At 61.5% G+C, this 13,278-nt stretch carries 10 protein-coding genes; 7 read left to right on the top strand and 3 right to left on the bottom strand.

Going from position 1 to position 13,278, the window contains the following annotated elements:
* Positions 1–82 precede the first annotated feature (82 nt).
* The gene (locus ACOQOQ_RS13895) at positions 83–3,058 is read right to left on the bottom strand and encodes a CHAT domain-containing protein (RefSeq protein ID WP_420567583.1); all 2,976 of its coding nucleotides are present in this window, start codon (positions 3,056–3,058) and stop codon (positions 83–85) included.
* A 73-nt stretch (positions 3,059–3,131) separates the two neighbouring features.
* Positions 3,132–4,796, bottom strand: a complete 1,665-nt coding sequence (locus ACOQOQ_RS13900) for a GMC family oxidoreductase (protein ID WP_420567584.1) — start codon at positions 4,794–4,796, stop codon at positions 3,132–3,134.
* A 171-nt stretch (positions 4,797–4,967) separates the two neighbouring features.
* On the opposite strand from ACOQOQ_RS13900, the gene ACOQOQ_RS13905 reads away from it, so the two are divergent.
* The 6 genes from ACOQOQ_RS13905 to ACOQOQ_RS13930 all read left to right on the top strand — a co-directional run bounded on the left by ACOQOQ_RS13905 (position 4,968) and on the right by ACOQOQ_RS13930 (position 11,327).
* Positions 4,968–5,879 carry a LysR family transcriptional regulator gene (locus tag ACOQOQ_RS13905; protein ID WP_420567585.1) on the top strand — a complete coding sequence of 304 codons (912 nt, stop codon included), beginning with the start codon at positions 4,968–4,970 and terminating at the stop codon, positions 5,877–5,879.
* Between the two features lie 162 nt (positions 5,880–6,041).
* Complete coding sequence (locus ACOQOQ_RS13910) at positions 6,042–8,453, top strand: TonB-dependent receptor (protein WP_420567586.1); 2,412 nt, start codon at positions 6,042–6,044, stop codon at positions 8,451–8,453.
* Positions 8,454–8,521: 68 nt separating this feature from the next.
* Positions 8,522–9,205: a Fe2+-dependent dioxygenase gene (locus tag ACOQOQ_RS13915; RefSeq protein ID WP_420567587.1), complete on the top strand. Its 684-nt coding sequence runs from the start codon at positions 8,522–8,524 to the stop codon at positions 9,203–9,205.
* A gap of 2 nt (positions 9,206–9,207) precedes the next feature.
* The gene (gene exbB, locus ACOQOQ_RS13920; protein ID WP_420567588.1) at positions 9,208–10,032 is read left to right on the top strand and encodes a tonB-system energizer ExbB; all 825 of its coding nucleotides are present in this window, start codon (positions 9,208–9,210) and stop codon (positions 10,030–10,032) included.
* Between the two features lie 3 nt (positions 10,033–10,035).
* On the top strand, positions 10,036–10,482 hold the full coding sequence (gene exbD, locus ACOQOQ_RS13925; RefSeq protein ID WP_420567589.1) for a TonB system transport protein ExbD: 447 nt from the start codon (positions 10,036–10,038) through the stop codon (positions 10,480–10,482).
* Complete coding sequence (locus ACOQOQ_RS13930; protein WP_420567590.1) at positions 10,479–11,327, top strand: energy transducer TonB; 849 nt, start codon at positions 10,479–10,481, stop codon at positions 11,325–11,327. Before exbD ends, ACOQOQ_RS13930 begins: the two co-directional genes overlap by 4 nt.
* A 3-nt stretch (positions 11,328–11,330) precedes the next feature.
* Here the strand turns inward: ACOQOQ_RS13930 and ACOQOQ_RS13935 are convergent, their stop codons facing one another.
* Positions 11,331–12,248, bottom strand: a complete 918-nt coding sequence (locus ACOQOQ_RS13935; RefSeq protein WP_420567591.1) for a bile acid:sodium symporter family protein — start codon at positions 12,246–12,248, stop codon at positions 11,331–11,333.
* Between the two features lie 166 nt (positions 12,249–12,414).
* On the opposite strand from ACOQOQ_RS13935, the gene ACOQOQ_RS13940 reads away from it, so the two are divergent.
* On the top strand, positions 12,415–13,266 hold the full coding sequence (locus ACOQOQ_RS13940) for a 1-acyl-sn-glycerol-3-phosphate acyltransferase (RefSeq protein ID WP_420567592.1): 852 nt from the start codon (positions 12,415–12,417) through the stop codon (positions 13,264–13,266).
* The last annotated feature ends 12 nt before the right edge of the window (positions 13,267–13,278 follow it).

Genomic DNA, 13,278 nt, shown 5'->3' on the forward strand with positions numbered 1-13,278 from the left:
GCCGTGTTCTAAGGACAGAACGGCATGGGCGCAAGCGTGAATCCGTAACGTTTCAGGGCAAATCACGCTCTGCGCTGCGGCATCAGCCGCCAACGGTCACAAAGGGCGCCCAGGCTGCGGGATGACTCCACCCTGCCCGCGCCGGATTGTCGATCATTTCCAGGATCGAGTGGCGCAGCGCCCGCGCGCCCGTTGGGTCGTCGCCCACAAGGGGTTTTGCGCGGAACATACCCGTTGTCAAAGCCACGGTCGGATCCGATTGCACCGACCAGTGCGAGACCAGCAACCGCCGCGCACCGGCATAGAAAAACGCACGCGCCAGCCCCGAAAGCCCCTCGGCTTCGCCCCCGCCCGCGCCAACAGCGGTATTGCAGGCCGAAAGAAGCACCCAATCGGCGTTCAGGCTAAGCTGGGCGATCTCGCTGGCGGACAGCAGGCCATCCTCGTCTGTGCTGCCTTGGGTCGGGGGCGTCAGCACCAGCGCGGGTTCAGTGATGCCTTCCAGCTCGCCGCCCATCAGGCCATGCGTCGCAAAGGCCAGCACCTGCGCGTCTCCCAAAGCCCCGGATTTCAGCGCCGGCTCGCGCGCGGCCTCGGCCAGAAAAAGCTGCCCTTTACCGGCTGCCACGATCCGGTTCAACTCTTGCAGTTCGGTCGCGGTTTCGGGCAACGGGGCCAAAGCGATCAGCGTTTCAGGATTGTCCAGTACGCCGCGCGTATCTGCGGCGCCATGCCCGCCCAACACCGGATCCCCCACACCGATGAACGGAACCGAGGGAACCTGCACGGGCGCCGCCTGACGCAGAGCGCGCAAGCTGGCTGGTACGGGCAAGGTGGCAAAACTGTAGTCCCTGATGGCCCAGGGCTGCGCCGCATAGCCCGCCCCAGGCGCCGTCTTGGGGGCGCGCGTCAAAAGCATCGAGAACGGAAGAGACTGCAGCGCGCCGTCGGGCACCAGGAAAACCGTTGTGTCCGCGGGCAAATATGCGCTCAGCGGACCCAGAGTTTGCTGCCATATCCGATGCGCCAGATTCAGGTCAAACTCCTTGGCCTTGGAACGCTTGTTCAGCGCAACACCGGCGCGCGCGGCCTCGGTCGGGTCCAGCGCCAGGCGCAGCTTGCGCACCCCATCCGTCAGATCACCACGCGAGACATCCGCGCGGTGCCAACCAACAAAATCCGGTGTGACCAGAAAGGTGTGCAACCCGTCCTCCCGCGCCAGCATCACCGCCATCGCCTCGGATGGGCCCAGCAGATCGCGTGCCTCGGATAAGCTCAGCGGTGTCGGGGCCCCGGCCTGGCGATAGCCAGGGAAATCCGCGTCCAGAGTGGACTCGATCCGATCCAACAGAGCGTCAACCTCGGCCAATCGCGCGTCTCCTGCCCCTTGGGCAGTCAGCTCTCGTTGTTGCAACAGTTGGTCGCGCTGACGCAACAATCGCGCCAGATCCCCCGACCCCGAGGCCAGCCGCGCCGTCATCGCCGCGATCGCATGACCGGCCTCGGACTGTCGGGCCAGCTGCAGCATTTCAAAAGCCTCGGACAGGGTTCGTCCGGTCACCAGACCGTCAGCCGTATCCAGAAAATCTGGGTTTTCAGTCCATGGAAAAATGAACGTGTCCTGCATCGGCTTGGGGACCCGGCCAAACTCGGCCCTGACCATCCGCAAAGGCGGGTCTTTCTGAAACCGGTCATAGCTGGCCTGGAACGCAAGCTCGAACAACTGCGCAAATCTGTCCTGCTGCCGTCGCGCGGCCCGGCCCTGACGGGCAGGTATATCCGCGACCACCTCGCGCGCCGAAACGGCCCCAGCCAGCGCGATGCTCTGTTGCTCCCAATACGTGAAATCACCGGTGCGCGCACGGCCGGCCTGCGCTTCGGCCGCGATCCGGTGAGACTGGGAATTGCGCAGCCAAACCGAAGTGTAAAGCTCATAGGCATTTGCCTTTTGGCCCAGCCGTTCCAATGCCAGCGCGGCGCCCAGGCGGATACGCGTGACTACCTGCGTGGCCAAGGCATCCTGCGCAGTGTTTTCATAGCTGAAAATGTTCAGATCCAGTTGCAAGACCCAATCAACGCCCAGGCCGTCCGTTTCCAACAGAAGGCTGATCATCGCTTCGGTCCAATACAGGAACCAGATCAACTGCGACGGGTCAGTCATATCCAGATCACTTGTCTGCGCCAGCAACGCCTCAAGCTGGACCTCATCGACCGGGGTCGTGCCATTCATCATCGGCGAAAGTACTGCGATCGTCCGCATCAACAGCTTTTCTGCAGCTGTCCCTCCTGCGGCTTCCAGCCCACGCAACGCGGCTTCGGCCCGCGGGCCTGCTGCCTTGTAATCCCCCAACTGCCAATCGATCAGGGCGATGTTTCGCTGCAAAATGGGGGTCATTGCCGTGTCCGCGTGCTGGGCCATACGAGCATAGGCATCGCGGGCTTCGAACAGATCGCCAGCGATTTCCGACATGCGCGGCAGATAATAGTCATTGGCCAGACCGCCCTGCCCGGCCTCGTTCAGAACCTCTATGGCCGCGCGGGCCTGGACCATGGACTGATCAAGAAAAACGCCGCCGGCCCCACGCACCTGAGCATAAGCGCCCTGCAGCCGAGCCTTGGCCACCCGCACCGGATCAAAGCCCTGCGCCCAGCTTTCCATTTGCATAAAGGCGATCGCTTGCTGATAGGACACCGCCGCGGCACTAAAGGCTGCGATTTTCTGGAACAACACCCCCTGCAGCTCGTACATATGCGGCAGGTTCTTGACCAGATCAGCGTCCTGCAACGCTTCGTCGATCAGACCCAAAGCGGCTGCGGTGTCGCCGGTCGCGGCCACCATGTAGGCGGCCACATAATAGATATCGGCCAGCATCCACTTGTCGGTCTGGCCCTCGTCCCTGAAAGCAGCAAGCAGGCCCCGCATCCGGTCGGCCGCGCCCTGAATATCGCCCGTTTGCGCCTGTTTCTGCGCGGCACCCATTTCGTCATAGTAAAACGTCTGGGCCCCTGCCAGCACCGGGGTGCATAGCAACAGGATGACAAGACACAGGGTTTTCAAGGGCGGGCTCCTTTTTGGCGGACCGCGCCATGAAACGTCGCCCCGCCCAAAGATGCAACGCCCCAGCGGGCAATTACTGCCCTGACAGCATCCAGCCTGCGGCTTTCTCGGCGATCATCAGCGTGGGTGCGTTGGTATTGCCGCTGGTAATCTCGGGCATTACGCTGGCGTCCACCACCCGCAGACCGGCAATGCCGCGCAGGCGCAAATGCGGGTCCAACACCGCCAAGGGGTCATCATCACGCCCCATCTTGATGGTGCCAACCGGGTGGAAAATGGTGCTGGCGATATCCCCGGCCAAGCGGGCCAGATCTTCGTCAGATTGGAATTGAACGCCGGGCTTGAATTCTTCGGGGGCGTATTCCTTCATAGCGGGCTGGGCCATGATCTCACGGACCTGCCGCAGGCTTTGCGCTGCAATCTGGCGATCTGAATCGGTACTCAGATAGTTCGGCGCGATCTCGGGCGCGACACGGAAATCCCCCGAGGTGATACGCACATGGCCCCGGCTGGTGGGGTTCAGGTTGCACACGCTGACGGTCATCGCAGGAAAATCATGCAAGTCCTCGCCAAACGCCTCAAGGCTCAGCGGCTGCACGTGATATTCAAGGTTGGCATACGGCTGATCGGGGTCCGAGCAGGTGAAGGCGCCCAACTGACTTGGAGCCATGCTCATCGGACCCGAGCGTTTCAGCAAGTATTCCAAACCGATCTTGGCCTTCCCAACCAGAGAGTTAGCCAATGTATTCAGTGTCTTGACCCCTTTGACCTTGTAAACCGCGCGGATTTGCAGGTGGTCTTGCAGGTTTTCGCCCACGCCGGGGGTGTCCTGCACCACCTCGATCCCGTGCTGCTGCAACAAGGCCGCCGGACCCACGCCCGACAGCTGCAAAATCTGAGGAGAGTTCACGGCACCCGCGCTTAGCACGACCTCTTTGGTGGCGCTGACCTGAACGCTTTGCCCCGCACGATTGACCCGCACGCCATCGCAGCGCAATGCGCCGTCATCGCCACGGGCAAAAGTCAGCTTTTCGGCTTGGGCCTCGGTCCAGATGGTCAGGTTCGGGCGGGTTTTCGCGGGGCGCAGGAACGCCTTTGACGTATTCCACCGCCAGCCTGAACGTTGGTTCACCTCGAAATAGCCGATCCCGGCATTATCCCCGTTGTTGAAATCCGAGGTCTTCCGAATTCCGTTTTGAACAGCGGCATCCATGAACCCATCCAGCACATCCCAGCGCAGGCGTTGCTTTTCAACGCGCCACTCACCGCCATTGCCATGCATGTCTGAAAACTTGCTGTTCGAGCCTGTGAAAGGATCGGCCCCGTCATCCAGCTTATAGTGGTCCTCGTGCGCCTTGAAATCTTCAAGCGAGTTTTCCCAGCTCCAGTCCTCTTCGCCGGTCAGGCGGGCCCAGTTGTCATAGTCCCGTGCCTGCCCACGCATGTAGATCATACCGTTGATGGAGGAACATCCACCCAGCGTCTTGCCCCGTGGATAGATCAACGAGCGCCCGTTCAACCCCTTGGCCGGCTTGGTGTTGTACATCCAATCAGCGCGCGGATTGCCGATGCAATACAGGTACCCGACAGGGATATGAATCCACGGATAGGTATCGGGCTTGCCAGCCTCCAGCAGCAAAACGCGGTTCTTGGGGTCTGCGCTCAGCCGGTTGGCCATCAGGCATCCGGCCGAACCCGCTCCCACCACGATATAGTCAAAAACCTGTGTCCCGGCCATGCGTCCGTCCTTTGCCTTGGCTTGATCGGGCGCGTTTTACATAAACAGGATGCATATGCAGCATCACCGTTTGGGCAAAAACCTCCCGTATTTTGCGTTTTCGGCAAGGTATGCGCGTGGATTACAGAAAGCTAATGACGAATCTCACAGATCATTATAAATAATTTTTATATGGATCGCGTTTCTAACCTGAACACACTGCTGGCTTTTGTCACCGTCGCCCACGAGGGCAGCGTCTCGCGCGCGGCCGAGGTGCTGAACCTGACGCAACCGGCAGTCAGCCATCAGCTGAAACGACTGGCAGCCGAAACCGGGATCACCCTTTTCACTCGCAGCCCGCGCGGGCTGACCCTGACCGAAGACGGTGCCGCCTTGATCGAAAAAGCCGAGGCAGTGCTGAACGCCCTGTCCGAATTTCGCCGCAGCGCCCGGCAACGCTCGGGACGGATCAGCGGCAAGTTGAAGATCGGTACCATCGTGGACCCCGAGTTCATCCGACTTGGCCGCCTGCTGAAGGAAATGCGAACGGATTTTCCCGACATCCAGACCGAGCTGGTCCACGGCGTCAGTGGCGAGACACTGTTGCGCCTACGACGCGGCCAGATTGATGCCGGTTTTTATCTGTCCGGCCCCGGCGATCTGGAGGCCCTGGGGCAGGATCAGGACGCCCCGATCCACGCCGAAAGGCTGGCCAATTTTACCTATCGCGTCATCGCTCCGGCGGGCTGGCAGGATCGTATTGCCAATGCCCATTGGCCGCAGCTGGCCGCCCTGCCCTGGATCGGCACTCCCGAGGTTTCGGCTCACCATCGGCTTTTGGCGCAGATATTCACGCAGCACGATTGCCAGCAGAACGTGGTGGCATTGGTGGATCAAGAGGCCTCGATGCTGGAAATGGTGCGCTCGGGCGTTGGGCTGTCGCTGTGCCGGGAATCGATCGCCCTGCATCAACGCCAATCGTTCGGACTGGCGGTCTGCGAATCCGTCTCGGTGCCCGCCTGCCTGAGTTTCATCACCTTGCAGGACCGAACAGACAGCCCCGCAATATCCGCGCTTTACGCCCTGCTGGAGCGTACGTGGTAAGCAAAATCGCCGAATTTCCGAAGATTTTAAAGATTCATTCCAAAACCCCATTTACTTGACTGTTTCACTCGATTATCAGTCCCGCCATTAAAACCAGCAAGCGACCCGCTTTGGTAAGCCAGCAAAAACACCACGTTACGTGGGGCTTAGAAAGTGGGACACATGTCAAATCTTCCAAAGACTCCGGCCGATCTTCGGTCTTCTGCGGCGCTTGGCGCGATGCAAACTGCCTTGGGCGCGTCGCTGACAGCCGCCTGTTTCGCAACCTCGGTGACAAGCGCGGCCGCGCAGGATGCCCTGCCGATCGTATTGCCAACAGTCGAGGTTGAAACCACCGCCGAACAACCCTCTGGCCGTGCGGATCAAGCTGCCGCGCAACGCCGCGCAGCCGCTGAGGCTGCCGCTGCCGAGACCGCCCGCCAAGAGGCCGAAGCCGCCGCCTTGGCCGAGGCCAAGGCCCACGCAGGCTCCAGCTCATTCGCTGACCCGGATGCGCCGTTCAAGGCCAACACCCTGTCCAACAGCCGCCTTGCCGGTGAAACCCGGGACATCGCGCGCTCCGTGACCGCGATCACCCAAGAGGTTCTGGAAACCACCGGCACCACGTCAGTACGCGAGATCGCCCGCTCCACCCCCGGCTTGTCCCTGGGCTTTGGCGAGGGTGGAAACTCGTTTGGCGACAACCTCTATATCCGCGGCTTCAAGGCCAACAATGACATCTACCAGGATGGCATTCGCGACACCGGCATTTCGGTTCATGAAACCTTCAACACCGAGCAGGTCGAGATCGTCAAAGGCCCTGCTGGCACCGTGGGTGGCCGTGGCACCACCGGTGGCGCATTGGACATCGTCTCGAAATCGCCGCAGGACGTCGATTTTTCCATCTTCAAAACCGAAGCCACCAGCGCCGGCACCGTGCGCCAGACCATGGACATCAACCGCGTGATGTCAGACGGCACACAGGTCCGCTTCAACGGTATGATGCAGGACGGCGCCGTCGCTGGCCGTGACCATACTTATGACAACCGCAAGGGCGCCGCGCTGGCCATCAAGCGGCAAATGACGGATCAACTGACGCTGGAAGTTGATTTTTCGCACACTGAGATCGAACAGCTGCCCGACTGGGGCGTGCCTTATGTCGGCGACGACGGCGGCCCTGTGACAGAATTTGGCGTGGACCGGGGCACCTTCTACGGTGTTGTGGGGCGCGATTTCCAAGAGGTCGAACAGACCCTTGGCACCGTCAAGGCGACCTACGATTTCGATAACGGCATGACGCTGACCAACACACTGCGGGCGCAGCGTTCGGTCAACGACTGGATTCTGACCGCGCCCAGCAGCCTGATCACCAACGATTCCACTGATATCAACGACTGGGACGTCGCGGTCAGCTTCAAAAGCAGCTATCAGGAAACCGATGTTCTTGCCAATGTGAACGAGCTGTCTGGCACCGCGTCCGCCGGCGGGCTGGATCACAACTATGTTCTGGGATTGAGCGTCAGCCGCGAAGAGGCCCGCACCTGGAGCTATGAAGGTCTGATCAGCGAGGATTACGACGCCCCCGACGGCGTTCGCGGATGCGTGGTGTCGGTGGTTGACCCCGACCCCGTGGCCGAAGGCTGCTGGTCCGGCGAAGATCCTGTGCTGGGCGCCAATTCCACCGATACAACCATCAACACGGTCTCACTTTACCTTCAGGATACCGTTGATCTTAACAGCCGCCTGACCCTGAACGGCGGCGTGCGTCTGGACCTGTACCAGATCGACCGCAGCGGCGTTGATCGACGCTCGGACGAGGCTTACGCCTATTCGCGCGAAGACACGATGGTGAACTGGAACCTCGGGGCGACCTATGCGGTCAATGACGACTTGAATGTCTATGGCGCCGTTGCCACCTCGACCAACCCCCAGGGGCAGGAAATCGCCTCGGGTGGGGGCTGGTACGGCGGTCTGGACGAAAGCGGTCAGAACCTTGTACCCGAGCAAAACACCTCGGTCGAGTTGGGTGCCAAGTACAACGTCAACTCGGACCTGCTGTTTACCGCGGCGCTGTTCCAGACCACCAAGGATAAGGCGCGTGAATCCCAGGGCCGCGGCCCCGATGCTGTGACCACCGACACGCTTGAATACTACATCCGTGGGCTGGAACTGGGACTGGCCGGTCAAGTCACCGACCGCTTTGCCGTCTTTGGCGGCGCGACGCTGATGTCCAGCAAGATCAGGGACAGCGTGGACAGCGCGGCGATCGGCCAATCGCTGGCCAACATCGCACACGAGCAGTTCAGCCTTCTGGGCACCTATGACGTGACAGAAAAGCTGATGCTGGGCGCCCGCGCCACCTATACCGGACAGCGCGATCTGGGCGGCACCGCGTCCAATGGCAACACTCTTGCATCGTCCTTCGTGGTGGACGTGTTGGGGGAATATGACCTGGGCGAAACCGCCTCGGTCAAGTTCGGTGTCACCAACGTGATGGACACGCTGTACTACGACGCGGCCTATCGCTCGGGCTCACCCTTCACTTATGTGGCCCCCGGCCGCGAGATCTCGGTCGCGCTGGAAATGAAGTTCTGATCCCCGCGACCAAGGACCACCGGCAGGGCGTTCGCGCCCTTGCCCTCTTTTTCTATCAAGGCAAACTCATGCTCCTGACCATTCCCCAAGTTCTGACCAAGGGCGAAGTCGCCCAGATCCGCGCCTTGTTGGATGCCGCCGACTGGGAGGACGGCGGCAAGACAGCCGGCGCACAATCCGGCGCAGTAAAGCACAACCGACAACTGCCCCCAACCAGCGAGGCCGCGCAGACCGCAGGCCAGTTCATCGTGCAGGCGCTGACCAAGCAGCCCCGCTTCATGTCCGCCGCCCTGCCCGCGCGGATCCTGCCGCCGATGTTCAACAAATACGAACAAGCCGAAAACTTTGGCAAACACGTGGATAACGCGATCCGGGTGAATCCCTTGACCCAGGAACGCCTGCGCACGGACCTTTCGATGACGCTGTTTCTGTCCGAGCCGGACAGCTATGACGGGGGCGAGCTGATGGTCGAGGATTACTATGGTCAGAAGGCCGTTAAGCTGGCGGCCGGGGATTTGGTTCTGTATCCCGCGACCAGCATTCACCAGGTCACCCCCGTCACTTCGGGCAGCCGCGTCAGCGCGTTTTTCTGGCTGCAAAGCATGGTGCGTTCGGACATCCAGCGCCGCACGTTGTTTGACCTCGACACCACAATTCAAGCCCTGACGGCCCGACTGGGCATCACCGATCCACAGGTCGTCGATCTGACCGGCATCTACCACAACCTGATCCGCCAATGGACGGATGTTTGATCATGCGACAGCTTTCTTTTCTTGCTTTCCTCTGGGCGGCCAGCGCGCAATCTGCGGCGGCTCAGCAATTTGACCCCGCTGCGTGGCGCGCCCAAACGGCCCAGTGGTTGCAGGTCGCCAGCGCCGACCACCTTAGCCCCGTGGGCATGTACATGGCCGCCGATTGGGTGGTGAAAGCGGTGATGCTGTCGCTGGTCTTCGCCTCGGTTGTCACCTGGGCCATTTTTGCCGCACGGATGCTGGATATTGCGTGGTCACGCAGCCGCCTGACCCGCGCCTATCGGTCCCTGGATCAGCGGGCCAGCCTGTCCAGTCACAAGGGCCGCACGGAAAAGGGCGTCCTTAATCACATGATCGCCGCCGCCCTGCGCGAGGTAGACCGGACCGGCACCAAACCCGCGCTGGCGCCGGGCATCAAGGACCGCGTCGCATCAGAGCTGGCGCGGATCGAGGCCGGGGCCGCCCGCCGCAAGGGCAAAGCCGTGGGCATCCTGGCCAATATCGGGTCCACCGCGCCCTTTGTGGGGCTGTTCGGCACCGTATGGGGCATCATGAACAGCTTCATCTCGATCTCAGAAAGCAACACCACCAATCTGGCCGTGGTCGCCCCCGGTATCGCCGAGGCCTTGCTGGCCACCGCCATCGGCCTTGTTGCCGCGATCCCCGCCGTGATCTTCTATAACCTCGTGACTCGCGCGATCACCGGGTACCGGCTGATGCTGACCGACAGCGCAGCGCTGGTCGAACGCACTCTTTCTCGGGATCTGGATCTTGGCAAACTGGAAACCAACCGGCCCGATCTTAAACTGGCAGCAACGGCAGAGTGATCCATGGGCGCGCGTTTGGGACAAGACAGCGGCGAGGAATTCGCCGAAAATCACGAGATCAACATCACCCCGTTCATCGACGTGATGCTGGTGCTATTGATCATTTTCATGGTCGCCGCGCCGCTTTCCACGGTGGATATTCCCGTTGAATTACCGGTGGCCGTGGCCGATGCACCGCAACGTCCCGCCGAGCCTGTGTTCCTGACCATCAAGGAAGACCAGAGCCTTGCCTTGGGCGAAACCCCAGTTCCCCAAGAGACGCTGGTGATGGAGCTGGGCATCGCCACCATGCTGAACCGCGACACCCGGATCTACATCCGTGCGGACAAGTCGGTTCCGTATGGTGAACTGGTGAAAGTGATGAATATCATGCGCTCGGATGGCTATCTGAAGGTGGGGCTTGTGGGGCTGGACGAAACTACCGTCACCCCCCAGGAGCCCAGCCAATGACACTTGCCTATCCGCAGGCAAAAGGCTGCGCTCTGTTCTGGAGCCTTGCCGCTGCAGGCAGTCTGGCGTTGCACCTTGGGCTGCCGCTTGGGCTGATTGACGCCGTAGCCCCTCCGCCAGAACCACCCACCGCAGACACCGCTGGCGTCACCGGAGCCATCATGTTCGATCTTTCGGACCTGATCGCCGCCCCGTCCGACGCGGGCGAGGACAGCGCGGCCCAGATCGCCTCGCAACAGGCGCCCACCGTCACACAAGCCACCGAGGCCGTGGAGCCCGCCAAGGCCGCAGACCAGCCGCTGTTGAACCAGATGCCTCACGAGGTCTTGGACGACGAGCTGAAATTCGGCGTCGCCAGTCCTGAACCCGCCAATGAGACCGAAAAGACCGCCCAGGAAACCGCAACCGAATACACGCCCGAACAGGTGGACAAGAACAGCCAGCTGGGCGCAACCGACAGCGTGGCCGCACAGGCGTCGGTGTCCGGTCAAGAGGCCCCCCGCGTGGCCGAAAAGGCCCAGGCGCAAAGCGAAGGGCTGACCGCGCAGGACAAGGCGCGGATTGAGGATTGGCAGAGAAGCGTGGTGCTGACCATCGCCAAGGCCAAGTCCTATCCCCCCGAGGCCCGCAAAAAGCGGATCGAGGGCACGGTACGTGTTCTGTTCACGCTGGACAGTTATGGAAACCTGTTAACGGCGCGGGTGCAGGACAGTTCGGGCGCGCCTGTGCTGGACAACTCAGCACTGAAGGTGCTGCGCAAGATCGGCAAGTTCCCCACCCCGCCCACGGTGCTGCAGCAGGACAGCTTTACCCTGTTGGTGCCGCTTAGTTACGGGATCAGGTAACCGCTAGCGCGCGGCCTTGTGGCGCGCCAGCACCCCGGCCAGCGCTATCCCCGAAACCGCGTGCCAGATCCCCCAAAAGGCCGCCGCGACGGCCATTCCGCCCATGCCTCCGAAGAAACCAAAGATCAGCACCAGACCCAGACCCGAATTCTGGATGCCTGTCTCGATCATGATGGCGCGGCGATCAAACTCGGGCAGGCGCATCACGCTGGCCGCTGTATAGCCCGTCGCCAGCGCAAGCGCGTTATGCAGCATCACCAGCAGCGCCACCGCACCGGCAAATTGCAGGAACAGCCCCCAGTTCGCAGCCAGGGCAATCACGATAAAGGCCACGAAAATTCCCATCGACAGGTATTGCAGCGGTGTCCTTAAACGCTTGGTCAATGCGGGCCGTTTCATGTTCAGCAGCACGCCAAGGCACAGCGGCAACACCAGCATCACCCCCACCGTGATCATCACGGATATCGGATCGATCGAGGTCGCCCTCAGGATCTCGCGCGTGGGGGCATAAAGGTTGCCCCAAAAGGCAATATTCAGAGGTGTCAGCAGGATCGAGCCAATCGTGGTAAAGGCCGTCATCGACACTGACAGCGCCGCGTTGCCCCCGGCCCGGTGGGTGATGAAGTTCGAGATATTGCCCCCCGGACAGGCCGCCACCAGCATCAACCCCAGCGCCACCGAGGGCGGCGGGGTCGTCGCAAGGATCATCGCAAAGGTCACCACCGGCAGCAGCACGAATTGCGATACCAGCCCGGTCAACAGCGCCTTGGGGTTGCGCACCAGTTTCTGAAAATCCGTAGGTTTCAGATCAATCGCGATGGAAAACATCACCACCGCAAGCACCGCGTTCAGCACCTGAAGGCTGGCAGGCGAGAAATTCAGCATGACCTGGTCAATGCCTGCGGGGGCCGGGATGTTCATGATGCTCTCCGGGGAAAATCTATCTTATTGGATTTGTGGACCAATTTTGTCAGCCAAGCAAGTCTGGTGCTTGGGGGATGCGTCCTTGGCACCGCCGTGCTAGCGTGCCCGAACCAACGAATGAACGACAAGGCAAACCGTGGCCCGACAGACCAAAGACACCCCCATGGACGAATTGCTGCGCGCCCGTTTGCGCGTGCACGAGGGCGCGGATATGCGGCTAAAGGCGCTGCGGATGCTGATGTCCTCGGTGGATTTCGTCAGCCGGACGACCAGCGGGCAGGCCTTTTTCGCCCTGCGCGAGGCCGAGCAGGTGTTGATCGAACTGGGCGACAAGCGCGGCCCTGATCTGGTGCATGCAGTCATGGCGATGAAGGGCGGCACCACGATCACGCCGCATGGGCTGAACCACGTGCCCGCCAGTGGCGCGGTTGTCATCGGATCGACCCACCCCATCGGCACGTTCGACTTTTTGGCCCATGCGGGCGCCTTGCTGGATCACCGCCCCGACATGAAGGTCGTCGCCAACCGCGAGGCCGAACGTTTCCTGGGCGCGGACCGGATCATCGCGGTGGATTTCGACCGCAGGGACAAGGTATTGAGCGCCCGCCAAACACGCGCGGGCATGCAAGATCATCTTGAAGACGGCGGAGCCCTGCTGGTGTTTGGTTCAGGTCGGGTGCCACGAATGTCAAAGGGGCTGCTGATCGAGCCTGAATGGCGTACGGGCATCACCCGCATGTCTGCCGCCTCCGGGGCGCCGATCGTGCCTGCCTCGGCCGATATGCGCAATTCGCGGCACTATTACCGGACACGCGACGTTGCCCGCATTCTGAGCGGCGGAAATGATGATTTTGGCCGCACGGTTGCCTCGCTGCGATATGTGTCCGAACTTCTGGCAAAACTGGGGGGGCACTATCACGTGCACTATGGCCCGGCCGTCGCGCCAGGCACTGCCCCCGAGACCCTTAAACAACTGGCCGAGTCGCTGGTGCCCGGCCTTTATGGACGGCAATAATCGCGGCGGAAC

It is taken from the genome of Thalassovita sp., assembly GCF_965218685.1.
Lineage (GTDB): Bacteria > Pseudomonadota > Alphaproteobacteria > Rhodobacterales > Rhodobacteraceae > Thalassobius.